This window comes from Pseudomonas sp. R4-35-07, from assembly GCF_003852235.1.
GTDB lineage: Bacteria > Pseudomonadota > Gammaproteobacteria > Pseudomonadales > Pseudomonadaceae > Aquipseudomonas.
Map to the genome: position 1 here is coordinate 5,169,394 of NZ_CP027732.1, position 25,915 is coordinate 5,195,308.

A 25,915-nucleotide genomic window follows, 5' to 3' on the forward strand; every position below is an offset into this window, starting at 1 on the left:
CTAGGTCACTGGCTTATTGCGACTGAATGATGCTCAACCGTTCGCCCACCACCATCTCGGTGATCCAGTCCACCAGGATCGAGGTGTAGGCCTGTTGTGACACTGGGTCGCTCAATGAATGGTCGGCGCCGTCGATGATGCGGTGGGTCAGGGAATGGGTCTGCTGGCACGCCGCGCGGTAACTCATGATGGTGGCGTGGGGCACGTGGTCGTCGGTTTCCGATTCGACAATCAGTACATCGCCGGTAAATTGCGCGCAGGCGTGCAAGGCGCGATTGGTTTCGGCACGCACCAGGGTGCTGCGGTAGTCCATCAGGTCGGCTTTGTCCAGGTCACGCTTGGGCTTGAGCCATTCCTGGTCGCGGTACAGCGCTGGCACACGCAACGCCAGCCAGCGCACCGGGCGCAATGAGGTGAGGATGGCGGCCAGGTAGCCGCCGTAGCTGGTGCCCACCACGGCCACCGCCGAAGTGTCGATCGCCGGGTGGGACAGCAGGCGGTCATAGGCGGCCAGCAGGTCGCGCAGGTTATCTTCACGGGTCACGCGGGACAGCGGGATCCCGGTGCCGGCGTGGCCGCGCAGGTCGAAGGTCAGACACACGCAACCGAGCCCCGCGATGCCTTTGGCCCGTTCCAGGTCGCGCTCCTGGCTCCCGCCCCAGCCATGCACGAACAAAACGCCCGGCACTTTGGATTTGGGGCTCAGGAAGGTCCCACTCATCTGTTCGTCGTCTATATCGATCGCAATGCTCTCGCTTCTAGCCGTCATAAGCCTCAACCGTCACGTATTTGAGTAGAAAGTCGCTGTTTTCAGCCGGGCCTCGGTACACCTCGATGGCATCCGCCGGCAGCGCCTGGTCCACGTAGGTTTCCACCGAGGCCACACGGATGGCCGTAAGGCTCGGGTTGTTGATAAAGCTCTGCAGCGCCGCGACTTCCGCGCTGCTGGCCCCGCCCATGCGCCAGGATTGCTCGAGCACGCCACTGCGGCGCTGGCCGTCGCTGTCCAGGCCCTGGGCGATGTCGTAGTTGCGCCGCGAGGCATAGAAGCCTGGGTAGGCTTCGTCGGCAGCTCTGTCGAAGACCTGCGCTTGCCTGACGGCTTCACGCACATCGTCGGGCAGGTCCAGCGTGAGTAAATCATCATAGCCACCGGGCACCACCAGCAGTTGGGAGCCGCCATAAACGTCCTCGCCCTGCCCGTCCCGGGTCAGGTATTGCTCGCCGCAGTAGCTCAGCACCTGATCGCCAATAAAGCTCTGGCCTACACTGTGAGTGACCACGTCGTGCAGGTCTTGTTCCAGCACCACGCCGTCGTCGAATATCCCCGCCGCTTCGGGACGCGCTAATAGGGCGTCGAATTCGTCGAGGCTGCGAATGACTTGCTGGCCGCGCCCAGCGCAGGCGTTCACCGGTTTAAAGCGAATCGGCCCGCTGTAGAGCAAGCGCGTGGCGGCGGGCCGTGCATCCTCCATAGCGAAGACACTCAAGCCATCGAGCACCACGTCGCGCACCCGTTCACTGAACAACGGTGACCAGCCCTCCGGCGCCTTGGCTTCAGGGCTCAACAGTCCATGACTGATGGCTTTGGTGCAGATGAACCCGTGATCGACATAACCGCCCCACAGGTCTTGCGGGCCTTTGATATTGAGTGCGCGGGCCTGGGCCGCCCCCACCAGAGTTTGTGTGGGAAGCAGGTACAGGTCGCGGCCAGCGTGCTGCTGTGGATCGTAGCTGCCGCCGAACTTGAGCCCCAGTATCTGCGCCAACCAGCGCGCCAGGGCGCGATTGGTATCGACTTCATGCTGGGGTGCGCCAGCGCGTGTCGAGTGAGCGACTACCCATTTTTCCGGTGAAATTGGGGTCATGCATCCCCCTTGGCATTCGGCCATGTGTGTAGGGGAAGCGTAGCAGGGATCAGGCCAATATCTGGCTGAGGACGATCATTTGAAAATCAATCAGTTGGAGCAAACGCAATAGCAGTTAGCCTGCGTCATTCTGCACGACGCTGCTGCGGGTACGCGGCGTTCTGCACGATTCACATAAATCGCACCCGATATCCGGCGACGGCGCCAGCTAAGATACTGGGCCTATCAACCCATCACGAGGCAATCCACATGGCCAAGCAAGCACTCATCCTGATCGATATCCAGAACGACTACTTCCCCCAAGGCAAGTGGCCGCTTGATGGTGTGGAGGCCGCCGCAGACAACGCTGCGCGAGTGCTGCAGGCCTTTCGTCAGGCCGGGGATACCGTGATTCACGTTCGTCACGAGTTCGAAGGCGATGACGCGCCGTTCTTCACGCCGGGCTCAGAAGGTGCTCATCTGCATGCCAAAGTGCTGAACCAGGGCAATGAGCCGGTGGTGCTCAAGCATTTTGTGAATGCTTTTCGCCAGACCAACCTGCGCGAGTTACTGGAACAGCGCAGCATCACCGACGTGGTTGTGGTCGGCAGCATGAGCCATATGTGCATTGATGCGGTGGCGCGGGCAGCAGCGGACTTGGGCTACAAGGTCACGGTGATCCACGATGCGTGCGCGACCCGCGACCAGGAATTCAATGGGCAGGTGATTCCCGCCGCCCAGGTGCATGGCGCATACATGGCGTCGCTGGCCTTCGGGTATGCGGGCGTGGTGTCGACAAATGACTATCTGAAGGCCCAAGCGGCGGTGGCTTGACCGCCGCTGAGTAACCTTAGCGCGTGGCGATGATGAACAGGCGCGGGAATGGCAGCAACACGGTGCCGTCGCTCAGGGCTGGGTAAGCCTGGCTAATCTGCGCCTGGTACTCCTGCAGGAACGCGGCTTGTTCGCCATCGTTCAGGGGGGCCAGGAAGGGTCGCAGCGCTGAAGCCTTGAACCACTCCACCACGGCCGCGTGGTCTGCCAGCGGGTGTTGGTAGGTGGTGCGCCATACATCGACGGTAGTGCAGTACCGACTCAGCAGCTCGTAGTAATAGCTCGCCGAATGCCGCTGGTTATGCTTGACCGCGCCGATCTTTGCAGCCCATGGCCCCTGCGTCGCGACTTCGCGGGCGAGCCGGTGGGCAGGCTCGTCGAGGTTGTCCGGCGTCTGTATCGCCAGCGTGCCGCCGGGGGTCAGTTGGTGCACCAAGTGCGGGTACAGCGTGGCGTGGTCCGGCAACCATTGCAGGGACGCGTTGGCGAGAATCACGTCGAACTGCTGCGCCGGACTCCAGGCGCCGATATCCGCCAATTCGAAGCTGAGCGTCGGCAAGCGTTTGCGCGCGTCGATCAACATGTCGTCGGAGCTGTCCATGCCGGTGATGTGCGCATGGGGAAAGCGCTCGGCCAGCACCTGGGTAGAATTGCCGGGGCCACAGCCCAAATCGACGGCTGTGCCCACGTCGGTATTGGGAATCGCCGCCACCAGGTCGCGGACGGGGCGCGTGCGTTGCTGCTCGAACATCGTGTATTGCTTGGCGGACCAGGTCATCACAGTTCTCCTTCGTTGGCGGTTAAGCATGCCCCATAAAAAACCCCCGATGCCAGGGGCTATCGGGGGTTTTGGGGGTTCTGGCTCTCAGACCTCAGAACGGGATATCGTCATCAAAGCTGTCGAAATCCGGAGCTGGCTGCGGCGCAGCCTGTTGTGGTGCTGGACGCGACTCACGCTGAGGCTGCTGGCTTGGCTGCGGACGCGATTGCTGTGGACGCGGTGCCGAGTTGGACATGCCGCCCTGGCCCTGCTGGTCGCCCTGTGGACGGCCGCCCAGCAGTTGCATGGTGCCTTGCATGTCGACCACGATTTCGGTGGTGTAACGCTTGATGCCGTCTTTTTCCCACTCGCGAGTCTGCAGTTTGCCTTCGATGTATACCTGCGAACCTTTGCGCAGGTACTCACCGGCGATCTCGGCAACCTTGCCGAACATCGACACGCGGTGCCATTCGGTTTTCTCGACCTTCTGGCCAGTTTGCTTGTCGGTCCACTGTTCGCTGGTCGCCAGACTCAGGTTGGTCACGGCGTTACCGTTCGGCAGGTAGCGAACTTCGGGATCCTGGCCGCATGTACCGACCAATATGACTTTGTTAACCCCACGGGCCATAACGTTCTCCTAGGCTGGGCGCGCTGTCGGCACTGGGTTGACCAGTTGCTCGAGCGTCGCGCGATCCAATAATTCGGTGTCCAATTTGATGTAAATCGCAGCTTCTTCCGCGATCACTACTGCATCCGTTACTCCAACGACGGCCTTGAGGCGCTCGGCCAGGCCAGCTTCGCGCATCGCTTCAGGCGATAACGGCAGGCGCAGGCTCGTCACATACGGAGGTTCGCGCATGGTAACAGCAAAGGCCAGCCAAAGTGCAGCCAGCCCGGCGCATCCGAGGAACACAACCGACAAACCGCCATGCTGGAACATCCACCCGCCCATGATCCCACCCAGCGCCGAACCGAGGAACTGGCTGGTGGAATACACGCCCATCGCCGTGCCCTTACCGCCGGCCGGTGAAACCTTGCTGATCAGCGAAGGCAATGACGCCTCCAGCAGGTTGAACGCGGTGAAGAAAACCACCGTACCGATCACCAGCGCCCGCAGGCTGTCGCCGAACTGCCAGAAGAATAGTTCAGTGAGCATCAATGTCGCGACGGCGCCGAGTAAAACTCGTTTCATTTTGCGTTTCTTCTCGCCGTAGATGATGAACGGGATCATGGCGAAGAACGAAACCAACAGCGCGGTCAGGTAGACCCACCAGTGCTGCTCCTTGGGCAACCCGGCTTTTTGCACAAGGGCCAGGGGCAAGGCGACGAAGCTGCACATCAGCATTGCGTGCAACACAAAGATACCTAAATCCAGGCGCAGCAGGTCCGGATGCTTGAGGGTCGGCAACAGCGCCTGGCGCGCGACCCCGGATTCACGGTGCTGCAGCGTGCCGGTGGAGCGCGGCACCATAAAGGCCACGATCACGATACCGAACAACGCCATGCCGCCGGTGGCGAGAAACAACCCATGCAGGCCGAAGGCGCGCGTCAGCAGCGGGCCGACCACCATTGCCACGGCAAACGACAAACCGATGGTCATGCCGATCATGGCCATGGCCTTGGTGCGATGCTGTTCGCGGGTCAGGTCCGACAGCAGCGCCATTACCGCGGCGGAAATCGCCCCGGCGCCCTGCAGGATACGTCCGGCGATCACGCCCCAGATCGAATCGGACCGCGCCGCAAGCACACTGCCGAGGGCAAACACGATCAGCCCCAGGTAAATCACCGGGCGCCGGCCGATACGGTCGGAAATGATGCCGAACGGAATTTGGAAGATCGCCTGGGTCAGGCCATAGGCGCCGATTGCCAGGCCAATCAATGCGGGGGTCGCGCCGGCGAGATCCATCCCATAGGTCGCCAGCACCGGCAACACCATGAACATGCCCAGCATACGGAAGGCGAACACCAGGGCCAGACCGCTTGCCGCTCGGGTCTCGCCGCTACTCATGCGTTCGCTATGGGGATCGTGCATGGAAAAACCTCGTGTGAACCGGCGGCGATTCTACCAGTCCCATCGATTGAGGGGGTATATGCGGCGCTTTGCCGCGCAGCTTTCATGTAAGGCTGCAAGCGGCCTTTTGACAGTGTATATTCATCCAGTCTTTAGCCGTATACTCCGGCATTATTTACGCCCGCCGTGCGAGGCCATCTTGGACAAGATCCTGATTCGTGGGGCTAGAACCCACAACCTGAAGAACATCGACCTGACCCTGCCCCGGGACAAATTGATCGTTATCACCGGCCTGTCCGGCTCGGGCAAATCGTCCCTGGCGTTCGACACGCTGTACGCCGAAGGCCAGCGGCGCTATGTGGAATCGCTGTCGGCCTATGCCCGGCAGTTCCTGTCAATGATGGAAAAGCCCGACGTCGACACCATCGAAGGGTTGTCGCCGGCCATTTCCATCGAGCAGAAGTCGACGTCCCATAACCCGCGCTCCACCGTGGGCACCATTACCGAAATCTACGATTACCTGCGTCTGCTGTATGCACGGGTGGGTATTCCCCGCTGCCCGGACCACGATATTCCGCTGGAAGCCCAGACCGTCAGCCAGATGGTCGACCTGGTCCTGACCCAGCCGGAAGGTGCCAAGCTGATGCTGCTGGCGCCCGTCATCCGCGAGCGCAAGGGTGAGCACCTGTCGGTCTTTGAAGAGCTGCGGGCGCAAGGTTTCGTGCGCGCCCGCATCAACGGCAAGCTCTATGAGCTGGATGAAGCGCCGAAGCTCGACAAGCAGAAGAAGCACTCCATTGACGTGGTAGTCGACCGCTTCAAGGTACGTGCCGATCTGCAGCAGCGCCTGGCGGAGTCGTTCGAGACCGCGCTGAAGCTGGCAGACGGTATTGCCCTGGTGGCACCGATGGACGACGAGCCGGGCGAAGAGGTCATCTTCTCTGCGCGCTTTGCCTGCCCGATCTGCGGCCACGCCATCAGCGAGCTGGAACCCAAGCTGTTTTCCTTCAACAACCCGGCCGGCGCCTGTCCGACCTGCGATGGCCTGGGCGTTAAGCAGTTCTTCGACATCAAGCGCCTGGTCAATGGCGAACTGACCTTGGCCGAGGGGGCAATACGCGGCTGGGACAGGCGCAACGTCTATTACTTCCAGATGCTGGGGTCGTTGGCGTCCCACTATAAGTTCAGCCTGGAGGTGCCGTTCAACCAATTGCCGGCTGACCAGCAGAAGGTCATCCTCAATGGCAGTGGTTCGCAGAATGTCGACTTCAAATACCTGAACGACCGGGGCGATATCGTCAAACGTTCGCACCCGTTCGAAGGCATCGTGCCAAACCTGGAACGTCGCTATCGCGAGACCGAGTCGGCGAGCGTACGTGAAGAACTGGCGAAATTCCTCAGCACCCAGCCTTGCCCTGATTGCCGCGGCACTCGCCTGCGCCGTGAAGCGCGGCATGTGTGGGTTGGCGAGAAGACATTGCCGGCGGTGACCAACCTGCCAATCGGCGATGCCTGTGAATACTTTGGCGTGCTCAAGCTGACCGGCCGCCGTGGGGAGATTGCCGACAAGATCCTCAAGGAAATTCGCGAGCGTCTGCAGTTCCTGGTCAACGTTGGCCTGGACTATCTGTCGCTGGATCGCAGTGCCGATACCTTATCGGGGGGCGAGGCGCAGCGGATTCGCCTGGCCAGCCAGATCGGCGCGGGGCTGGTGGGCGTGTTGTACATCCTCGACGAGCCGTCGATTGGCTTGCACCAACGTGACAATGATCGCCTGCTGGGTACGCTGAAACACCTGCGGGATATCGGCAACACGGTGATTGTGGTCGAGCACGATGAGGACGCTATTCGCCTGGCGGATTACGTCGTCGATATCGGCCCGGGGGCTGGTGTGCATGGTGGGCATATTGTCGCCGAAGGCACGCCTGCCGAGGTGATGGCTCACCCGGACTCCCTGACAGGTAAATACCTGTCTGGCCGGGTCAAAATTCAAGTGCCGGCCAAACGTACCCCACGCAACAAGAAGATGGCCTTGCACCTCAAGGGTGCCCGTGGCAACAACTTGCGCAATGTGGACCTGGAAATTCCACTGGGCCTGTTGACCTGTGTGACCGGTGTTTCCGGTTCGGGCAAGTCGACGCTGATCAACAATACGCTGTTCCCATTGAGTGCTACTGCCCTGAACGGCGCTACCACCCTGGAAGCAGCGGCCCACGACAGCATCAAGGGCCTGGAGCATCTGGACAAAGTGGTCGATATCGACCAGAGCCCGATTGGCCGTACGCCGCGCTCCAACCCAGCGACGTATACCGGGCTGTTCACGCCGATTCGCGAGCTGTTTGCCGGCGTTCCGGAATCCCGCTCGCGGGGTTATGGGCCAGGCCGTTTCTCGTTCAACGTCAAGGGCGGTCGCTGTGAAGCCTGCCAAGGCGACGGCTTGATCAAGGTAGAGATGCACTTTCTGCCGGATATCTACGTGCCGTGCGACGTGTGCAAGAGCAAACGCTATAACCGCGAAACCCTGGAAATCAAATACAAGGGCAAGAACATCCACGAAACCCTGGAGATGACCATCGAGGAAGCTCGGGTGTTCTTCGATGCGGTTCCGGCGCTGGCGCGCAAGCTGCAGACGTTGATGGATGTTGGCCTGTCTTATATCAAGCTGGGGCAGTCTGCGACCACGCTATCGGGTGGTGAAGCGCAGCGGGTGAAGTTGTCGCGTGAGTTGTCCAAACGAGATACGGGCAAAACCCTGTATATCCTTGATGAACCCACCACGGGCCTGCACTTTGCCGATATTCAGCAACTGCTGGACGTGCTGCACCGCTTGCGTGATCACGGCAATACCGTGGTAGTGATCGAGCACAACCTGGACGTGATCAAGACGGCCGACTGGCTGGTAGACCTTGGACCGGAAGGCGGTTCCAAGGGCGGTCAGATCATTGCGGTCGGTACACCGGAACAAGTCGCCGAAATGTCACAGTCCCATACTGGCTACTACCTGAAGCCGTTGTTGGAGCGTGACCGGGCCTGATTTATCGGGCCCAATAAAAAGCCCCTGTCACCTCATCGGTGGCAGGGGCTTTTTTGCAGCCGGAATCAGAACTGCGATTGCAGGTAATTTTCCAGGCCGATCAGCTTGATCAGACCCAACTGCTTTTCCAGCCAGTAGGTGTGATCTTCTTCGGTGTCATTCAACTGCACTCGCAGGATTTCACGAGTGACATAGTCGTTGTGCTGCTCGCAGAGCTCGATGCCCTTGCAGAGCGCGGCCCTGACCTTGTATTCCAGGCGAAGGTCAGCAGCGAGCATATCCGGCACCGTGGTGCCCACGTCCAAGTCGTCGGGGCGCATACGCGGCGTACCTTCGAGCATGAGGATACGGCGCATCAGTGCGTCAGCGTGCTGCGCCTCTTCTTCCATCTCGTGATTGATACGTTCGTAGAGCTCGGTAAAGCCCCAGTCTTCGTACATGCGCGAATGGATGAAATATTGGTCACGAGCTGCCAGTTCGCCCGTCAGCAACGTGTTGAGGTAATCGATTACGTCGGGGTGACCTTGCATCGCCCTACATCTCCCTGCTTGAAAGCCTGTAGTTTGAACCATGATGACTTGAAGGTCACGGGATCAACGGCAGAAAAGCGAAGATTTCCGGAGAAAAGTAGCTGAAATAACGCAAAAACCGCCCAAATGAGGGCGGTTCTGCTTATCGTTTAGAGTCAGTTAAGCGATACACCCAGTGCCTTTGCGATTGCTTCTCCATAAGCGGGGTCCGCCTTATAGAAATGCTGCAGCTGGCGCTGGACCACATCGCTGGAAACGCCGCCCATCGCACCGGCGATGTTGCTGGTAAGCAGCGCTTTCTGCTCGTCGCTCATCAAGCGGAACAGCGCGCCGGCGTGGCTGTAGTAATCGGTATCTTCGCGATGATCGTAACGATCTGCTGCGCCGCTCAAGGCCAGTGCAGGCTCCGCGTAGTGTGGCGCCTGCTTTGGCGCATCGGCGTAGCTGTTTGGCTCGTAGTTGGGCGTTGCGCCACCGTTGCTGCCAAAGGCCATCGAGCCGTCACGCTGATAGCTATTGACGGGGTTACGTGGGGCGTTCACCGGCAGCTGCTGGTGATTGGTGCCAACGCGGTACCGATGAGCATCTGCATAGGCAAAGACGCGACCTTGCAGCATACGGTCTGGCGACAGGCCAACGCCCGGAACCATGTTGCTTGGGCCGAACGCGGCTTGTTCCACTTCAGCGAAATAGTTCTGCGGGTTGCGGTTGAGTTCCAGCTCACCCACCTCGATCAGGGGGAACTCCTTCTGCGACCAGGTCTTGGTTACATCGAACGGGTTCTCGTAATGAGCATTGGCCTGGGCCTCGGTCATGACCTGGATGCAGACGCGCCATTTCGGGAAGTCACCGCGCTCGATTGCGCCGAACAGATCGCGCTGGGCGTAGTCTGGATCGGTACCCGCCAGGCGCGCAGCTTCAGCCGGTGCCAGGTTCTTGATGCCTTGCTTGGTCTTGTAGTGCCACTTCACCCAGTGGCGCTCGCCCTTGGCGTTAATAAGGCTGTAGGTGTGACTGCCGAAGCCGTGCATGTGGCGGTAGCCGTCCGGGATGCCACGATCCGAGAACAGGATGGTGACCTGGTGCAATGCCTCTGGGGAGTGCGACCAGAAATCCCACATCATCTGCGCGCTTTTCAGGTTGCTTTGCGGCAAGCGCTTTTGGGTATGGATGAAATCGGGGAATTTCAGCGGGTCGCGGATGAAGAACACCGGCGTGTTGTTGCCAACGATGTCCCAGTTGCCTTCCTCGGTGTAAAACTTCAAGGCGAAACCGCGTGGGTCGCGTTCAGTGTCAGCCGAACCGCGCTCGCCACCCACAGTGGAGAACCGCAGGAAGGTCGGCGTTTGCTTACCTACTGACTCGAACAGCTTGGCGCTGGTGTATTGAGTAATGTCTTGGGTAACGGTGAACGTACCGTAGGCGCCCGAACCTTTGGCGTGTACACGGCGCTCCGGAATATTTTCACGGTTGAAGTGAGCGAGCTTCTCGATCAGGTGAAAGTCGTCGAGCAGCAGTGGGCCACGGGGGCCGGCGGAACGGGAATTCTGATTATCCGCAACGGGAGCACCGCTGGCGGTGGTAAGGATTTTATTCTGGCTCATGCGCAATCTTCCTCAGGTCGGACTTGAAACTGCCGGCTAATCGGCTTGGAAGGAGTATTGATCAACAGCATGACACCCACAAATTTATTAAATTGCGGACTTCAATAGAAAATTACTACCAGCCAAGGCAGCACACATGGTGCCCGCTGCTCCACTGAGAAACTTGTACCTAGCGCGCTTTTGTTACGCGCACAAAAAACCGGGCGCTAGGCCCGGTTCTTCGTTACAGACTGACGTCTTACTCGGCGCTTACAGCTTCGCCGGCGGTAGCACGATCAACCAACTCGACGTACGCCATAGGCGCGTTGTCGCCAGTGCGGAAACCGCACTTGAGGATGCGCAGGTAGCCACCCTCACGGGTAGCGTAACGCTTGCCCAGGTCGTTGAAGAGCTTACCAACGATAGCTTTCGAACGAGTACGGTCGAAAGCCAGACGGCGGTTAGCCAGGCTGTCTGTCTTGGCCAAAGTGATCAGCGGCTCAGCAACGCGACGCAGTTCTTTAGCTTTCGGCAGTGTAGTTTTGATCAGCTCGTGCTCGAACAGCGACACCGCCATGTTTTGGAACATGGCCTTGCGGTGCGAGCTGGTACGGCTCAGGTGACGACCACTTTTACGATGACGCATGGTTCATTCCTTACCAAACTCACGTTCGGTGATTACGACGATCAGGCAGTCGCCTTGTCGTCCTTCTTAAGACTTGCAGGCGGCCAGTTGTCGAGGCGCATGCCGAGGGACAGACCGCGGGAGGCCAGAACGTCCTTGATTTCAGTCAAGGATTTCTTGCCCAGGTTCGGAGTCTTCAACAGTTCTACTTCGGTACGCTGAATCAGATCACCGATGTAGTAAATGTTTTCCGCCTTAAGGCAGTTAGCCGAACGTACAGTCAGTTCCAGATCGTCAACCGGGCGAAGCAGGATCGGATCGATCTCGTCTTCCTGCTCGATTACCACTGGTTCGCTGTCACCTTTGAGGTCGACGAACGCAGCCAACTGCTGTTGCAGAATGGTTGCAGCGCGGCGGATAGCCTCTTCAGGATCCAGGGTACCGTTGGTTTCCAGATCAATAACCAGCTTGTCCAGGTTAGTACGCTGCTCGACACGGGCGTTTTCCACCACGTATGCGATACGGCGAACCGGGCTGAACGAAGAGTCAAGCTGCAAGCGACCAATGCTGCGGCTTTCGTCTTCATCGCTCTGACGCGAGTCGGCCGGTTCATAACCACGACCACGAGCTACGGTGAGCTTCATGTTCAGGGCGCCGTTAGACGCCAGGTTAGCGATTACGTGATCGGGGTTAACGATCTCGACATCATGATCCAGCTGAATATCGGCAGCGGTAACCACCCCCGAACCCTTCTTCGACAAGGTCAGCGTAACTTCGTCACGGCCGTGCAGCTTGATAGCCAGACCTTTAAGGTTCAACAGGATTTCAATTACGTCTTCCTGTACACCTTCGATGGCGCTGTACTCGTGGAGCACACCGTCAATCTCGGCCTCGACTACTGCACAGCCGGGCATTGAGGACAACAGGATGCGGCGCAGCGCGTTGCCCAGGGTGTGGCCAAAACCACGCTCGAGAGGCTCGAGAGTAATTTTAGCGCGGGTTGGACTGACAACCTGCACATCAATGTGGCGGGGTGTCAGGAACTCATTTACCGAAATCTGCATGGATGCACCTATTTTCTAGCCCTTACTTGGAGTAGAGCTCGACAATCAGGCTTTCGTTGATGTCGGCGGACAGATCACTGCGAGCAGGAACGTTCTTGAAAACGCCCGACTTCTTCTCAGTGTCTACTTCTACCCATTCTACGCGGCCACGTTGGGCACACAGATCGAGAGCTTGGACAATGCGAAGTTGGTTTTTTGCTTTCTCGCGAACTGCGACCACGTCACCAGCACGAACCTGGTAGGACGGAACGTTTACGGTCTGACCGTTAACGCTGATCGACTTGTGCGATACCAGCTGACGGGATTCGGCACGAGTCGAACCAAAGCCCATACGGTATACAACGTTGTCCAGACGGCATTCGAGCAGTTGCAGCAGGTTTTCACCGGTTGCACCTTTTTTGCCAGCAGCTTCTTTGTAGTAGCCGCTGAACTGACGCTCGAGAACGCCGTAAATACGACGGACCTTCTGCTTTTCACGCAGTTGGGTGCCGTAATCGGACTGGCGACCGCGGCGTTGGCCGTGGATACCAGGTGCTGCTTCAATGTTGCACTTCGATTCGATCGCGCGCACGCCGCTCTTCAAGAAGAGATCGGTGCCTTCGCGACGAGCGAGTTTGCATTTTGGACCAATGTAACGAGCCATTCTTTACAATCTCCTGGATTACACGCGGCGCTTCTTCGGCGGACGGCACCCGTTGTGCGGGATTGGCGTCACGTCGGTGATGCTGGCGATCTTATAGCCACAGCCGTTCAAAGCACGGACAGCAGACTCACGACCTGGACCTGGACCTTTGACGTTAACGTCGAGGTTTTTCAGGCCGTATTCCAGCGCAGCTTGGCCAGCACGTTCAGCAGCTACTTGAGCAGCGAACGGGGTGGACTTGCGGGAACCGCGGAAACCCGAACCACCGGAGGTAGCCCAAGAAAGCGCGTTACCTTGACGGTCGGTGATGGTCACGATTGTGTTGTTAAAAGATGCATGGATGTGGGCGATGCCATCAACCACTGTCTTTTTAACTTTTTTACGAGGACGAGCAGCAGGTTTTGCCATGATAATTTTCCTGTCGATTCGCGTGGGCGATTACTTGCGGATCGGCTTACGCGGACCTTTACGGGTACGCGCGTTAGTCTTGGTACGCTGACCGCGTACTGGAAGACCACGACGATGACGCAGACCACGGTAGCAACCGAGGTCCATCAAACGCTTGATTTTCATGTTGATTTCGCGACGCAGGTCACCTTCAGTGGTGAACTTCGCCACTTCGCCACGCAACAGCTCAATCTGCTCGTCGCTCAGATCTTTGATCTTTGCGGCTGGGTTTACCCCAGTATCTGCGCAAATTTTCTGCGCAGTAGTGCGACCAACACCATAGATGTAGGTCAGCGAGATAACAGTGTGCTTGTTATCTGGAATGTTAACGCCTGCAATACGGGCCATTCAGTGGGACTCCAATTGACAGCTACCTACGCCCCGGAAGCCAAGAAATAGGGCGCGAGATAATATCGCTGTAATAACAAATAATCAACCCGGCAGCGCACTAGCTGCCGGGCTTCAAGCGGATCACACTCAGCCTTGGCGCTGTTTGTGACGCGGTTCCGCGCTGCAAATTACTCGAACAACACCTTCGCGGCGAATAATCTTGCAGTTACGGCACAGCTTTTTCACCGATGCACGAACTTTCATCACCAACTCCTCGAACCTTATGGGGTACTCAGCGCAACATGCCGCTGCCGTAGCCCTTCAGGTTGGCTTTCTTCATCAGGGATTCGTACTGGTGCGAAACGAGGTGCGATTGTACTTGGGACATGAAGTCCATCACAACCACGACCACGATCAGCAACGAGGTCCCGCCAAGGTAGAACGGAACGTTTGCTGCAACCACCAGGAACTGGGGAAGCAGGCACACGGCCGTCATATATAGAGCACCGAACAGGGTCAAACGAGTCAGAACGCCATCAATGTAGCGCGCAGACTGCTCACCTGGACGAATACCCGGAATAAAGGCACCGGACTTCTTCAGGTTTTCCGCTACGTCTTTCGGATTGAACATCAACGCCGTATAGAAGAAGCAGAAGAAAATAATCCCTGCACTAAACAGCAGAATATTCAACGGCTGACCAGGAGCGATCGACTGAGAGAGGTCCTGCAGCCAGCCCATATTTTCGGACTGACCAAACCAGGTACCCAACGAAGCCGGAAACAGCAAGATGCTGCTCGCGAAAATTGCCGGAATAACGCCGGCCATATTCACCTTCAACGGCAAGTGGCTAGTCTGCGCAGCAAAGACCTTACGGCCCTGCTGACGCTTGGCGTAGTGAACAGCAATACGACGCTGGCCACGCTCAATGAACACCACAAAACCGATAATCGCTACTGCCAGCAAACCGATGGCAACCAAGGCGAAGATATTGATATCACCCTGACGCGCAGACTCGAAAGACTGCCCGATTGCTCTCGGAAGACCGGCGACGATACCTGCGAAAATCAACATCGAGATACCGTTGCCAACACCACGCTCAGTAATCTGCTCACCCAGCCACATCATGAACATCGCACCAGCCACAAAAGTGGATACCGCGACGAAATGGAAGCCAAAGTCACCAGTGAACGCAACGCCCTGCCCAGCCAGGCCAACGGACATGCCGATAGCTTGAACCAGAGCGAGGACGACAGTGCCGTAGCGGGTGTACTGGCTAATCTTGCGACGGCCAGCTTCACCTTCCTTCTTCAACTGCTCCAACTGCGGGCTGACGGCGGTCATCAGTTGCATGATGATCGATGCCGAAATGTACGGCATGATCCCCAGTGCAAAGATGCTCATCCGTTCCAGCGCGCCGCCGGAAAACATGTTGAACAAGCTAAGAATGGTCCCCTCATTCTGTCGAAACAGGTCTGCGAGTCGGTCCGGGTTGATACCTGGAACCGGGATGTGTGCGCCTATTCGGTAGACGATAATCGCCAGGAACAGAAAACGCAGACGAGCCCAAAGTTCAGACATACCGCCTTTGCCGAGCGCTGAGAGAGCACCTTGCTTAGCCATTTATTCCTCGAACTTGCCGCCAGCTGCTTCGATAGCCGAACGCGCACCTTTGGTGGCGCCGATTCCCTTGCCGATAGTGACAGCGCGAGTCACTTCACCGGACAGCATGATTTTCACACGCTGTACGTTGACGTTGATCACGTTGGCATCTTTCAGGGTCTGCACAGTAACGATGTCGCCTTCCACTTTAGCCAGCTCGGACAAACGCACTTCTGCGCGATCCATGGCTTTCAGGGATACGAAACCGAACTTGGGCAGGCGACGATGCAGCGGCTGTTGACCACCTTCAAAGCCTGGAGCAATGGTGCCACCGGAGCGGGAGGTTTGACCTTTGTGGCCACGGCCACCAGTCTTACCCAAACCGCTACCGATACCACGGCCCGGACGATGCTTTTCGCGACGGGAACCCGGCGCTGGACTCAGATCATTGAGTTTCATCGATTAACCCTCTACACGCAGCATGTAGTAAGCCTTGTTGATCATCCCGCGATTCTCGGGAGTATCCTGGACTTCTACAGTGTGACCGATGCGACGCAGACCCAGACCTTTAACGCACAATTTGTGGTTAGGGATGCGGCCGGTCATGCTTTTGATCAGCGTTACTTTAACGGTAGCCATGATCAGAAGATCTCCTTGACAGTCAAGCCGCGCTTGGCAGCAATGGACTCAGGAGATTGCATAGCTTTCAAACCCTTGAAAGTGGCGTGAACCACGTTTACCGGGTTAGTCGAGCCGTAGCACTTGGCCAGAACGTTCTGAACGCCAGCAACTTCGAGGACAGCACGCATAGCGCCGCCAGCGATGATACCGGTACCTTCAGAAGCAGGCTGCATGTACACCTTCGAAGCGCCATGGGCAGACTTCATTGCGTACTGCAGAGTGGTGCCGTTCAGATCAACTTGGATCATGTTGCGACGAGCAGCTTCCATTGCCTTCTGGATCGCGGCAGGCACTTCACGTGACTTGCCACGGCCGAAGCCAACACGCCCTTTACCATCACCAACCACGGTCAACGCGGTGAAAGTGAAGATACGGCCGCCTTTAACGGTTTTGGCTACGCGGTTAACTTGAACCAGCTTCTCAATGTAGCCTTCGTCGCGCTTTTGGTCGTTATTTGACATAACTTAGAACTCCAGCCCAGCTTCACGAGCAGCATCAGCCAGCGCTTTAACGCGGCCGTGGTACTTGAAGCCAGAGCGGTCGAAAGCCACTTGCGAGACGCCCACGGCCTTAGCACGTGTAGCGACCAGCTGGCCAACCTTTGTGGCCGCGTCGATGTTGCCGGTGGCACCATCACGCAGTTCTTTATCCAAAGTCGAGGCGCTTGCCAGGACTTTGTTGCCGTCGGCCGAGATGACCTGGGCGTAGATATGCTGCGACGAGCGGTACACGCAGAGACGCACGACTTCGAGTTCGTGCATTTTCAGGCGTGCTTTGCGAGCGCGACGCAGTCGAGTAACTTTTTTGTCGGTCATTTGCTATGCCCTACTTCTTCTTGGCTTCTTTACGACGGACGACTTCGTCCGCGTAGCGCACACCTTTGCCTTTGTACGGCTCTGGTGGACGGAAGTCGCGGATCTCAGCGGCCACCTGACCTACCAGCTGCTTATCGATGCCCTTGATCAGGATATCGGTTTGGCTAGGGGTCTCAGCGGTGATGCCTTCCGGCAGTTCGTAATCCACTGGGTGCGAGAAGCCAAGGGCAAGGTTCAGAACCGTGCCTTTTGCTTGCGCTTTGTAACCAACACCGACCAGCTGGAGCTTACGCTCGAAGCCTTGGCTTACGCCTTGGACCATATTGTTTACCAACGCACGCGTGGTACCGGCCATTGCGCGAGTTTGTTGATCGCCATTGCGAGCAGCGAAACGCAGCTCACCAGCTTCTTCAACGATCTCAACGGACGAATGGATGTTCAGTTCAAGAGTGCCCTTGGCACCCTTCACCGAAAGCTGTTGGCCTGCGAATTTGACTTCGACACCGGCTGGCAGCTTAACGGGGTTCTTAGCGACGCGAGACATGCTTATCCCCCCTTAGAACACAGTGCAAAGAACTTCGCCGCCGACACCGGCAGCGCGCGCAGCACGATCCGTCATCACACCTTTGTTGGTGGAGACGATAGACACGCCCAGACCGCCACGAACTTTCGGCAGATCTTCAGCGGACTTGTACTGACGCAGGCCTGGACGGCTAACGCGCTTCACTTCCTCGATGACCGAACGGCCTTCGAAGTACTTCAGCTCGATGGACAGCAACGGCTTGATTTCGCTGCTGATCTGATAACCCGCAATGTAGCCTTCGTCTTTCAGGACTTTGGCAACAGCTACCTTCAACTTGGAAGATGGCATGCTTACGACGGACTTTTCAGCCATCTGGGCATTACGGATACGAGTTAGCATGTCCGCTAACGGGTCCTGCATACTCATGGGCTAGACGCTCCTAATACACAAAAAATTAGCCTTGCGGCTACATATGTCGCCGAGAATCTCCGAGCGTAAAAAACACGGGCTCAGGCGAGCCGCGTATTTTAGACACAGTCCGGAAATGAAACAAGCCCCAAAAGGGGCTTGTTCCAGATTCAAGGTCACCGGCGGTCAGTATCTTGCGATACCAACCACCTTGACGCTGAAAGTACTTACCAGCTGGCTTTAACCAGACCTGGTACGTCACCACGCATTGCCGCTTCACGCAGTTTGTTACGGCCGAGGCCGAACTTGCGGTAAACGCCGTGTGGACGACCGGTCAGGCGGCAGCGGTTACGCATGCGCGAGGCGCTTGCGTCACGTGGCTGCTTCTGCAGAGCAACTGTAGCTTCCCAACGCGCTTCTGGACTTGCGTTCAGATCAACGATGATTGCTTTCAGTGCTGCACGCTTCTTGGCGTACTTGGCAACCGTGAGCTGACGTTTCAGCTCGCGGTTTTTCATGCTCATCTTGGCCATGGTCCTACTCCAATCAGTTGCGGAACGGGAATTTGAAAGCACGCAACAGGGCGCGACCTTCATCATCGTTCTTGGCAGTGGTGGTCAGGGTGATGTCCAGACCGCGGAGAGCATCGATCTTGTCGTAGTCGATTTCCGGGAAGATGATCTGCTCTTTCACGCCCATGCTGTAGTTACCACGACCATCGAAGGACTTGGCATTCAGGCCGCGGAAGTCGCGAACCCGAGGCAGGGAGATCGACAGCAGACGATCCAGGAATTCGTACATACGCTCACGGCGCAGAGTCACTTTGACGCCGATCGGCCAGCCTTCGCGGACTTTAAAGCCAGCGATGGATTTCCGAGCGTAAGTCACAACGACTTTTTGACCGGTGATCTTTTCCAGGTCAGCAACAGCGTGCTCGATGACTTTTTTGTCACCGACCGCTTCGCCCAAACCCATGTTCAGGGTGATTTTGGTAACGCGTGGAACTTCCATCACGTTCGAAAGCTTAAGTTCTTCCTTAAGTTTCGGTGCGATTTCTTTCCAGTAAATCTCTTTTAGTCGTGCCATGGTCTTCTACCTAGCAGTGTTCAAGCATCAACCGCTTTTTGGGTCGACTTGAAGACACGAATTTTCTTGCCATCTTCTACTTTGAAACCAACGCGGTCAGCCTTGTTGGTTTCGCCGTTGAAAATGGCGACGTTAGAAGCGTCCAGCGGAGCTTCTTTTTCGACGATACCGCCCTGCACGCCCGACATCGGGTTAGGCTTGGTATGACGCTTGACCAGGTTCAGACCGCCGATAACCAGACGGTTATTAGCGAGAACCTTAAGCACCTTACCGCGCTTACCTTTGTCTTTGCCGGCGATCACGATGATCTCGTCGTCACGACGAATCTTTTGCATGTCGGATCTCCTTACAGCACTTCTGGGGCGAGCGAGACGATCTTCATGAACTTCTCAGTACGAAGTTCACGGGTCACTGGCCCAAAGATACGGGTGCCGATAGGCTCTTGCTTGTTGTTCAGAAGAACAGCAGCGTTGCCATCAAAGCGGATAATGGAGCCATCAGCACGACGTACGCCGTGACGAGTGCGGACTACAACAGCAGTCATCACTTGGCCTTTTTTCACTTTACCGCGAGGAATTGCTTCCTTGACGGTAACCTTGATGATGTCACCGATACCAGCGTAACGACGATGGGAGCCACCCAGCACCTTGATGCACATAACGCGGCGAGCGCCGCTGTTATCGGCCACATCGAGCATGGATTGAGTCTGAATCATATAATTTCTCCGACCCCTAGTCCTTAGACTTCCACAGCGCGTTCGAGAACATCAACCAATGCCCAAGACTTGGTCTTGGCCAGCGGACGAGTTTCACGAATAGTGACTTTGTCGCCGATGTGGCACTGATTGGTTTCGTCGTGCGCGTGCAGCTTAGTCGAACGCTTAACATATTTACCGTAGATCGGGTGCTTAACGCGACGCTCGATCAAAACGGTGATGGTTTTGTCCATCTTGTCGCTGACAACACGGCCAGTCAGCGTACGGACAGTCTTTTCGGCTTCAGCCATGATCACTTACCTGCCTGCTGGTTGAGCACAGTCTTCACGCGAGCGATGTCGCGCTTAACTTGCGAGAGCAGATGAGACTGCCCCAACTGGCCAGTTGCTTTCTGCATACGCAGATTGAACTGGTCGCGCAGCAGGCCGAGCAGTTGCTCGTTCAGCTGCTGTGCGGATTTTTCACGAAGTTCATTCGCTTTCATCACATCACCGTCCGTTTAACAAAGGCGGTGGCGAGCGGCAGCTTTGCAGCAGCCAGGGCAAAAGCCTCACGCGCCAGCTCTTCAGTTACACCCTCGATTTCATACAGGACTTTGCCTGGCTGAATCTGGGCTACCCAGTATTCCACGTTACCCTTACCTTTACCCATCCGAACCTCGAGAGGTTTTTTGGAGATCGGCTTGTCCGGGAATACACGGATCCAGATCTTGCCGCCACGTTTTACGTGACGGGTCAGAGCACGACGCGCTGACTCGATCTGACGAGCGGTGAGACGACCACGAGCTACAGACTTCAGCGCGAACTCGCCGAAGCTGACTTTGCTACCGCGCTGAGCCAGACCACGGTTGTGGCCTGTCATCTGCTTGCGGAACTTCGTACGCTTTGGTTGCAACATTTGGCGTACCCCTTACTTAGCAGCTTTTTTACGAGGCGCTGGTGCTTGTGGTTTCAGTTCTTCTTGGCGACCACCAATTACTTCGCCTTTGAAGATCCAAACCTTTACACCGATCACACCGTAAGTGGTGTGAGCTTCGTAGTTGGCATAGTCGATGTCGGCACGCAGGGTGTGCAATGGCACACGACCTTCGCGATACCATTCAGTACGTGCGATTTCAGCACCGCCGAGACGACCGCTCACTTGGATTTTGATGCCTTTGGCACCAATGCGCATGGCGTTCTGTACAGCGCGCTTCATAGCGCGACGGAACATGACACGACGCTCCAGCTGCTGAGCTACGCTCTGCGCAACCAGCATACCGTCGAGCTCCGGCTTGCGGATCTCTTCGATATTGATGTGCACAGGCACACCCATTTGCTTGGTCAGGTCCTGACGCAGTTTCTCAACATCTTCACCTTTCTTCCCGATAACGATACCTGGACGAGCGGTGTGGATGGTGATACGTGCGGTTTGCGCCGGGCGATGGATATCGATACGGCTTACGGACGCGCTTTTTAGTTTGTCTTGGAGATACTCACGCACCTTCAGATCAGCGAACAAATAGTCCGCATAAGTCCGGCCGTCTGCATACCAGACGGAGGTGTGTTCCTTGACGATTCCCAGGCGAATGCCAATGGGATGTACTTTCTGACCCATCTCTTCGACTCCGTTACTTGTCAGCAACCTTGACAGTGATATGGCAAGACCGCTTGACGATGCGATCAGCACGGCCTTTGGCACGTGGCATGATGCGCTTCAGCGAACGCCCTTCGTTGACGAAAACGGTGCTGACCTTCAGGTCATCAACGTCTGCGCCTTCGTTATGCTCGGCGTTGGCTACGGCCGACTCCAGCACTTTCTTCATGATCTCGGCGGCTTTCTTACTGCTGAAAGCCAACAGGTTGAGCGCTTCGCCCACCTTCTTCCCGCGGATCTGGTCGGCGACCAAGCGGGCTTTCTGGGCGGAGATTCGAGCGCCCGACAACTTAGCGGCTACTTCCATTTCCTAACCCCTTAACGCTTGGCTTTCTTGTCTGCCACGTGCCCACGATAAGTGCGGGTACCGGCAAACTCGCCCAGTTTGTGGCCGACCATGTCTTCGTTAACGAGAACTGGGACGTGTTGACGACCGTTGTGTACTGCGATGGTCAAACCGACCATTTGTGGCAGGATCATCGAACGACGCGACCAGGTTTTAACTGGTTTGCGATCGTTCTTTTCCGCCGCCACTTCGATCTTCTTCAGTAGGTGAAGATCAATAAAAGGACCTTTTTTCAGAGAACGTGGCACTGTCGTATCCCTCTATTTACTTGCGACGACGGACGATCATTTTGTCGGTACGCTTATTACCACGAGTCTTCGCGCCCTTAGTCGGGAAGCCCCATGGCGATACCGGATGACGACCACCAGAGGTACGACCTTCACCACCACCGTGTGGGTGGTCAACCGGGTTCATGGCAACACCACGAACGGTTGGGCGAACGCCACGCCAGCGTTTGGCACCAGCTTTACCCAGCGAACGCAGGCTGTGCTCGGAGTTCGAGACTTCGCCCAGGGTCGCACGGCATTCAGCCAGTACTTTACGCATCTCACCAGAACGCAGACGCAGGGTCACGTAGACACCTTCACGAGCGATCAGCTGAGCCGAAGCACCAGCAGAACGAGCGATTTGCGCGCCTTTACCTGGCTTCAATTCGATGCCGTGTACGGTGCTACCAACTGGAATGTTGCGCAGTTGCAGAGCGTTGCCCGGCTTGATCGGTGCCAAGGCACCTGCGATCAGCTGGTCACCAGCACTCACGCCTTTAGGGGCGATGATGTAGCGACGCTCGCCATCTGCGTACAGCAGCAGAGCGATGTGAGCAGTACGGTTTGGATCGTATTCAATACGCTCGACAGTGGCGGAGATGCCATCTTTGTCGTTGCGACGGAAATCGACCAGACGATAATGCTGCTTATGGCCACCACCGATGTGACGAGTGGTAATACGACCATTGTTGTTACGACCACCAGTCTTCGATTTCTTCTCGAGCAGCGGTGCGTGAGGAGCGCCTTTATGCAGCTCCTGGTTGACCACCTTGACCACAAAACGGCGGCCAGGGGAAGTCGGTTTGCATTTAACGATTGCCATGATGCACCCCTTCCTTACTCAGCACTGCTGCTGAAATCGAGATCTTGGCCTGGCTGAAGGGAGATAACCGCCTTCTTCCAGTCATTACGCTTGCCCAGACCGCGAGCAGTGCGCTTGCTCTTACCCAGAACATTCAGGGTAGTAACACGCTCTACTTTCACGCTGAACAGGCTTTCGACGGCCTTCTTGATTTCCAGCTTGGTTGCGTCAGTTGCAACCTTGAAAACGAACTGGCCTTTCTTGTCAGCCAGAACCGTAGCCTTTTCGGAAACGTGCGGGCCAAGCAGAACTTTAAATACGCGTTCCTGGTTCATCCCAGCAGCTCCTCGAATTTCTTCACGGCCGACACGGTGATCAACACCTTGTCGTATGCGATCAGACTAACTGGATCGGAACCTTGCACGTCACGTACATCAACGTGAGGCAGGTTGCGAGCAGCCAGGTACAAGTTCTGATCAACAGCTTCAGACACGATCAAAACATCGGTCAGGCTCATGTTGGTCAGTTTGCCCAGCAGTTCTTTGGTTTTTGGACTTTCAACAGCGAAGTCCTGAACCACGACCAGACGATCAGTACGCACGAGTTCAGCAAGGATGGAGCGCAGTGCTGCGCGGTACATCTTCTTGTTGAGCTTCTGAGAGTGATCCTGTGGACGAGCTGCGAAAGTGGTACCACCGCCACGCCAGATTGGGCTACGGATAGTACCGGCACGAGCACGGCCAGTGCCTTTCTGACGCCAAGGGCGCTTACCGCCACCACGTACGTCGGAACGGGTCTTTTGCTGCTTGCTACCTTGGCGGCCGCCGGCCATGTAGGCCACGACTGCTTGGTGAACCAGCGTCTCGTTGAATTCGCCGCCAAATGTCAGTTCGGAAACTTCGATCGCTTGAGCGTCATTTACATTTAATTGCATGTCAGCTTCCCCTTAACCGCGAGCCTTGGCCGCTGGACGTACAACCAGGTTGCCGCCAGTAGCGCCAGGAACAGCACCCTTGACCAACAACAGATTGCGTTCAGCGTCGACGCGCACTACTTCGAGGGACTGCACGGTCACGCGCTCAGCGCCCATATGACCGGACATTTTTTTGCCCTTGAATACACGACCAGGAGTCTGGCACTGGCCAATAGAGCCCGGGACGCGGTGGGAAACGGAGTTACCGTGAGTGTTGTCTTGACCACGGAAATTCCAACGCTTGATCGTACCCTGGAAGCCTTTACCTTTGGACTGACCGGTTACATCAACCAGTTGACCAGCGGCGAAGATTTCAGCGTTGATCAGATCGCCAGCCTTGTAGTCGCCGTCTTCAAGACGGAACTCCATGACGGTGCGACCAGCTGCAACGTTTGCTTTAGCGAAGTGACCTGCTTGAGCAGCAGTCACGCGCGAAGCACGACGCTCGCCGACAGTGACTTGCACTGCACGATAGCCATCGGTTTCTTCAGTTTTGAACTGGGTGACGCGATTCGGCTCGATCTCAATGACCGTGACCGGAATGGAGACACCTTCTTCGGTGAAAATACGGGTCATACCGCATTTACGACCGACTACACCAATAGTCATGTTGTAAACCTCATGAGTGTACGGGGCTTTCACCCGCTATGGCCGCCCATTTCAGAGCGTTACACGACTAAGACCCAAGTCTTAGCCGAGGCTGATCTGTACTTCCACACCGGCCGCCAGATCAAGCTTCATAAGTGCGTCAACGGTTTTATCCGTTGGCTGGACGATGTCCAGTACACGCTTATGAGTGCGGATCTCGTACTGGTCACGCGCGTCTTTGTTGACGTGCGGGGAGACCAGAACGGTGAACCGCTCTTTACGGGTAGGCAGTGGAATTGGACCACGCACTTGTGCACCAGTACGTTTCGCGGTTTCCACGATTTCCTGGGTGGATTGGTCGATCAGGCGATGGTCAAAAGCCTTCAACCTGATACGGATTTGCTGATTTTGCATTGGATTTCAGACTCCGGCTGCTATTCCCAGCGAGCGCAATACGCCCGTTAAAAGGAGGCGCAATTCTATAGACGGCCCTGATAGGTGTCAACCCAATAAAAAAGGCCCCCGCTGAGCGGGGGCCTTTTCAAAACATCAGAACTATCTCAGAAGAGATAATTACTCGATGATTTTAGCTACAACGCCAGCACCAACGGTACGGCCGCCTTCACGGATTGCGAAACGCAGACCGTCTTCCATAGCGATGGTTTTGATCAGGGTGACAACCATTTTGATGTTGTCGCCTGGCATTACCATTTCTACGCCTTCCGGCAGTTCGCAGTTACCAGTCACGTCAGTAGTACGGAAGTAGAACTGTGGACGGTAGCCTTTGAAGAACGGAGTGTGACGGCCGCCTTCTTCTTTGCTCAGCACGTACACTTCAGCTTCGAACTTGGTGTGCGGCTTAACCGAACCTGGCTTGACCAGAACCTGGCCACGCTCAACGTCGTCACGCTTGGTACCACGCAGCAGAACGCCGCAGTTCTCGCCAGCACGACCTTCGTCGAGCAGTTTACGGAACATTTCAACACCGGTGCAGGTGGTGACGGTAGTGTCACGCAGACCAACGATTTCCAGTGGATCTTGAACCTTGACGATACCGCGCTCGATACGACCAGTTACAACAGTACCGCGACCGGAGATCGAGAATACGTCTTCGATTGGCATCAGGAACGGCTTGTCGATAACACGGACTGGATCTGGGATGTAGCTGTCCAGAGTCTCAACCAGCTTACGAACGGACGTGGTGCCCATTTCGTTGTCGTCTTTGCCTTCCAGAGCCATACGAGCAGAACCGATGATGATCGGAGTGTCGTCACCTGGGAAGTCGTAAGTGCTCAGCAGGTCGCGCACTTCCATCTCAACCAGTTCCAGCAGCTCAGCGTCGTCTACCAGGTCAGCCTTGTTCAGGTAAACCACGATGTACGGAACGCCAACCTGACGGGACAGCAGGATGTGCTCACGGGTTTGTGGCATCGGACCATCAGCGGCCGAGCAAACCAGGATTGCGCCGTCCATCTGGGCAGCACCGGTGATCATGTTCTTCACATAGTCAGCGTGACCTGGGCAGTCAACGTGAGCGTAGTGACGGATCAGCGAGTTGTATTCAACGTGCGCGGTGTTGATGGTGATACCACGAGCTTTTTCTTCTGGTGCGCTGTCGATTTTATCGAAATCAACGATTGCGGAACCGAATACTTCGGAGCAAACGCGAGTCAGAGCAGCAGTCAGAGTGGTTTTACCGTGGTCAACGTGACCGATAGTGCCAACGTTGACGTGCGGTAGGGAACGATCAAATTTTTCTTTAGCCACGA

The 25,915-nt window shown here is 56.6% G+C and carries 38 protein-coding genes; 2 read left to right on the top strand and 36 right to left on the bottom strand.

Annotation, left to right across the window (positions count from 1 at the left end):
* Positions 1–13: 13 nt before the first annotated feature.
* Entirely contained in the window at positions 14–769 is a 756-nt protein-coding gene (locus C4J89_RS23625; protein ID WP_124364607.1) for a S9 family peptidase, read from the bottom strand.
* On the bottom strand, positions 759–1,868 hold the full coding sequence (locus C4J89_RS23630) for a DUF3182 family protein (RefSeq protein ID WP_124415708.1): 1,110 nt from the start codon (positions 1,866–1,868) through the stop codon (positions 759–761). Before C4J89_RS23630 ends, C4J89_RS23625 begins: the two co-directional genes overlap by 11 nt.
* Positions 1,869–2,117: 249 nt before the next feature.
* Between C4J89_RS23630 and C4J89_RS23635 the strand changes: the two genes are divergently transcribed.
* Entirely contained in the window at positions 2,118–2,681 is a 564-nt protein-coding gene (locus C4J89_RS23635; RefSeq protein WP_124415709.1) for a cysteine hydrolase family protein, read from the top strand.
* Positions 2,682–2,697: 16 nt separating this feature from the next.
* Here C4J89_RS23635 and tam read toward each other — a convergent pair whose 3' ends face one another.
* From tam to C4J89_RS23650, 3 genes are all read right to left on the bottom strand, one after another.
* Positions 2,698–3,459: a trans-aconitate 2-methyltransferase gene (gene tam, locus C4J89_RS23640; RefSeq protein WP_124415710.1), complete on the bottom strand. Its 762-nt coding sequence runs from the start codon at positions 3,457–3,459 to the stop codon at positions 2,698–2,700.
* Positions 3,460–3,553: 94 nt separating this feature from the next.
* Positions 3,554–4,069 carry a single-stranded DNA-binding protein gene (locus C4J89_RS23645; protein ID WP_003232445.1) on the bottom strand — a complete coding sequence of 172 codons (516 nt, stop codon included), beginning with the start codon at positions 4,067–4,069 and terminating at the stop codon, positions 3,554–3,556.
* 9 nt (positions 4,070–4,078) lie between these two features.
* Positions 4,079–5,473, bottom strand: coding sequence for an MFS transporter (locus C4J89_RS23650; RefSeq protein ID WP_124415711.1), 1,395 nt, complete (start codon positions 5,471–5,473; stop codon positions 4,079–4,081).
* 178 nt (positions 5,474–5,651) lie between these two features.
* Between C4J89_RS23650 and uvrA the strand changes: the two genes are divergently transcribed.
* A complete protein-coding gene (gene uvrA / locus C4J89_RS23655) occupies positions 5,652–8,486 on the top strand; it encodes an excinuclease ABC subunit UvrA (protein WP_124415712.1) in 2,835 nt (944 codons plus the stop codon).
* 65 nt (positions 8,487–8,551) lie between these two features.
* On the opposite strand, the gene bfr is transcribed toward uvrA, so the two are convergent.
* From bfr to tuf, 31 genes are all read right to left on the bottom strand, one after another.
* Entirely contained in the window at positions 8,552–9,016 is a 465-nt protein-coding gene (bfr, locus tag C4J89_RS23660) for a bacterioferritin (protein ID WP_003176400.1), read from the bottom strand.
* Between the two features lie 155 nt (positions 9,017–9,171).
* Positions 9,172–10,620 carry a catalase gene (locus tag C4J89_RS23665; protein WP_124364613.1) on the bottom strand — a complete coding sequence of 483 codons (1,449 nt, stop codon included), beginning with the start codon at positions 10,618–10,620 and terminating at the stop codon, positions 9,172–9,174.
* Between the two features lie 238 nt (positions 10,621–10,858).
* Entirely contained in the window at positions 10,859–11,245 is a 387-nt protein-coding gene (gene rplQ / locus C4J89_RS23670) for a 50S ribosomal protein L17 (RefSeq protein WP_007918448.1), read from the bottom strand.
* Positions 11,246–11,286: 41 nt separating this feature from the next.
* Positions 11,287–12,288, bottom strand: coding sequence for a DNA-directed RNA polymerase subunit alpha (rpoA, locus tag C4J89_RS23675; RefSeq protein WP_003176403.1), 1,002 nt, complete (start codon positions 12,286–12,288; stop codon positions 11,287–11,289).
* 22 nt (positions 12,289–12,310) lie between these two features.
* Positions 12,311–12,931 (bottom strand): 30S ribosomal protein S4, encoded by a 621-nt coding sequence (rpsD, locus tag C4J89_RS23680; RefSeq protein ID WP_003176404.1) that lies wholly within the window; start codon positions 12,929–12,931, stop codon positions 12,311–12,313.
* An 18-nt stretch (positions 12,932–12,949) separates the two neighbouring features.
* Positions 12,950–13,339 carry a 30S ribosomal protein S11 gene (gene rpsK / locus C4J89_RS23685; RefSeq protein ID WP_002555466.1) on the bottom strand — a complete coding sequence of 130 codons (390 nt, stop codon included), beginning with the start codon at positions 13,337–13,339 and terminating at the stop codon, positions 12,950–12,952.
* A gap of 30 nt (positions 13,340–13,369) precedes the next feature.
* Positions 13,370–13,726, bottom strand: coding sequence for a 30S ribosomal protein S13 (gene rpsM, locus C4J89_RS23690; RefSeq protein ID WP_003210063.1), 357 nt, complete (start codon positions 13,724–13,726; stop codon positions 13,370–13,372).
* Between the two features lie 129 nt (positions 13,727–13,855).
* The gene (gene rpmJ / locus C4J89_RS23695) at positions 13,856–13,972 is read right to left on the bottom strand and encodes a 50S ribosomal protein L36 (RefSeq protein ID WP_002555468.1); all 117 of its coding nucleotides are present in this window, start codon (positions 13,970–13,972) and stop codon (positions 13,856–13,858) included.
* Between the two features lie 28 nt (positions 13,973–14,000).
* Complete coding sequence (gene secY, locus C4J89_RS23700; protein WP_003194637.1) at positions 14,001–15,329, bottom strand: preprotein translocase subunit SecY; 1,329 nt, start codon at positions 15,327–15,329, stop codon at positions 14,001–14,003.
* Positions 15,330–15,767, bottom strand: coding sequence for a 50S ribosomal protein L15 (gene rplO, locus C4J89_RS23705; protein WP_003176407.1), 438 nt, complete (start codon positions 15,765–15,767; stop codon positions 15,330–15,332).
* 3 nt (positions 15,768–15,770) lie between these two features.
* On the bottom strand, positions 15,771–15,947 hold the full coding sequence (gene rpmD / locus C4J89_RS23710) for a 50S ribosomal protein L30 (protein ID WP_003176408.1): 177 nt from the start codon (positions 15,945–15,947) through the stop codon (positions 15,771–15,773).
* 2 nt (positions 15,948–15,949) lie between these two features.
* Complete coding sequence (gene rpsE, locus C4J89_RS23715) at positions 15,950–16,450, bottom strand: 30S ribosomal protein S5 (protein WP_003176409.1); 501 nt, start codon at positions 16,448–16,450, stop codon at positions 15,950–15,952.
* Positions 16,451–16,453: 3 nt separating this feature from the next.
* A complete protein-coding gene (gene rplR / locus C4J89_RS23720; RefSeq protein WP_017135964.1) occupies positions 16,454–16,804 on the bottom strand; it encodes a 50S ribosomal protein L18 in 351 nt (116 codons plus the stop codon).
* Positions 16,805–16,814: 10 nt separating this feature from the next.
* The gene (gene rplF / locus C4J89_RS23725) at positions 16,815–17,348 is read right to left on the bottom strand and encodes a 50S ribosomal protein L6 (RefSeq protein WP_003176412.1); all 534 of its coding nucleotides are present in this window, start codon (positions 17,346–17,348) and stop codon (positions 16,815–16,817) included.
* Between the two features lie 12 nt (positions 17,349–17,360).
* Entirely contained in the window at positions 17,361–17,753 is a 393-nt protein-coding gene (rpsH, locus tag C4J89_RS23730; protein WP_003176413.1) for a 30S ribosomal protein S8, read from the bottom strand.
* Positions 17,754–17,962: 209 nt separating this feature from the next.
* Positions 17,963–18,268 (bottom strand): 30S ribosomal protein S14, encoded by a 306-nt coding sequence (rpsN, locus tag C4J89_RS23735; protein WP_003176414.1) that lies wholly within the window; start codon positions 18,266–18,268, stop codon positions 17,963–17,965.
* 13 nt (positions 18,269–18,281) lie between these two features.
* A complete protein-coding gene (rplE, locus tag C4J89_RS23740) occupies positions 18,282–18,821 on the bottom strand; it encodes a 50S ribosomal protein L5 (RefSeq protein WP_003176415.1) in 540 nt (179 codons plus the stop codon).
* 20 nt (positions 18,822–18,841) lie between these two features.
* Positions 18,842–19,156, bottom strand: coding sequence for a 50S ribosomal protein L24 (gene rplX, locus C4J89_RS23745; protein WP_003176416.1), 315 nt, complete (start codon positions 19,154–19,156; stop codon positions 18,842–18,844).
* 11 nt (positions 19,157–19,167) lie between these two features.
* The gene (gene rplN, locus C4J89_RS23750; RefSeq protein WP_002555479.1) at positions 19,168–19,536 is read right to left on the bottom strand and encodes a 50S ribosomal protein L14; all 369 of its coding nucleotides are present in this window, start codon (positions 19,534–19,536) and stop codon (positions 19,168–19,170) included.
* A gap of 23 nt (positions 19,537–19,559) precedes the next feature.
* The gene (gene rpsQ / locus C4J89_RS23755) at positions 19,560–19,826 is read right to left on the bottom strand and encodes a 30S ribosomal protein S17 (protein WP_003176419.1); all 267 of its coding nucleotides are present in this window, start codon (positions 19,824–19,826) and stop codon (positions 19,560–19,562) included.
* A gap of 2 nt (positions 19,827–19,828) precedes the next feature.
* Positions 19,829–20,020 (bottom strand): 50S ribosomal protein L29, encoded by a 192-nt coding sequence (gene rpmC / locus C4J89_RS23760; protein ID WP_002555481.1) that lies wholly within the window; start codon positions 20,018–20,020, stop codon positions 19,829–19,831.
* A complete protein-coding gene (rplP, locus tag C4J89_RS23765) occupies positions 20,020–20,433 on the bottom strand; it encodes a 50S ribosomal protein L16 (protein ID WP_003232424.1) in 414 nt (137 codons plus the stop codon). Before rplP ends, rpmC begins: the two co-directional genes overlap by 1 nt.
* Before the next feature lie 12 nt (positions 20,434–20,445).
* Positions 20,446–21,132 carry a 30S ribosomal protein S3 gene (rpsC, locus tag C4J89_RS23770; protein ID WP_003176422.1) on the bottom strand — a complete coding sequence of 229 codons (687 nt, stop codon included), beginning with the start codon at positions 21,130–21,132 and terminating at the stop codon, positions 20,446–20,448.
* A gap of 13 nt (positions 21,133–21,145) precedes the next feature.
* Positions 21,146–21,478: a 50S ribosomal protein L22 gene (gene rplV / locus C4J89_RS23775; protein ID WP_003103908.1), complete on the bottom strand. Its 333-nt coding sequence runs from the start codon at positions 21,476–21,478 to the stop codon at positions 21,146–21,148.
* 11 nt (positions 21,479–21,489) lie between these two features.
* Positions 21,490–21,765 (bottom strand): 30S ribosomal protein S19, encoded by a 276-nt coding sequence (rpsS, locus tag C4J89_RS23780; RefSeq protein ID WP_002555486.1) that lies wholly within the window; start codon positions 21,763–21,765, stop codon positions 21,490–21,492.
* Between the two features lie 16 nt (positions 21,766–21,781).
* Positions 21,782–22,606, bottom strand: a complete 825-nt coding sequence (gene rplB, locus C4J89_RS23785; RefSeq protein WP_003176423.1) for a 50S ribosomal protein L2 — start codon at positions 22,604–22,606, stop codon at positions 21,782–21,784.
* A gap of 14 nt (positions 22,607–22,620) precedes the next feature.
* Positions 22,621–22,920 (bottom strand): 50S ribosomal protein L23, encoded by a 300-nt coding sequence (rplW, locus tag C4J89_RS23790; RefSeq protein WP_002555488.1) that lies wholly within the window; start codon positions 22,918–22,920, stop codon positions 22,621–22,623.
* On the bottom strand, positions 22,917–23,519 hold the full coding sequence (rplD, locus tag C4J89_RS23795; protein ID WP_057014518.1) for a 50S ribosomal protein L4: 603 nt from the start codon (positions 23,517–23,519) through the stop codon (positions 22,917–22,919). The genes rplW and rplD overlap by 4 nt, the downstream gene beginning before the upstream one ends.
* A gap of 12 nt (positions 23,520–23,531) precedes the next feature.
* A complete protein-coding gene (gene rplC, locus C4J89_RS23800) occupies positions 23,532–24,167 on the bottom strand; it encodes a 50S ribosomal protein L3 (RefSeq protein ID WP_003176425.1) in 636 nt (211 codons plus the stop codon).
* Between the two features lie 81 nt (positions 24,168–24,248).
* Positions 24,249–24,560 (bottom strand): 30S ribosomal protein S10, encoded by a 312-nt coding sequence (gene rpsJ / locus C4J89_RS23805; RefSeq protein WP_003186070.1) that lies wholly within the window; start codon positions 24,558–24,560, stop codon positions 24,249–24,251.
* A gap of 159 nt (positions 24,561–24,719) precedes the next feature.
* Entirely contained in the window at positions 24,720–25,913 is a 1,194-nt protein-coding gene (tuf, locus tag C4J89_RS23810; protein WP_003176426.1) for an elongation factor Tu, read from the bottom strand.
* Positions 25,914–25,915: the final 2 nt, after the last annotated feature.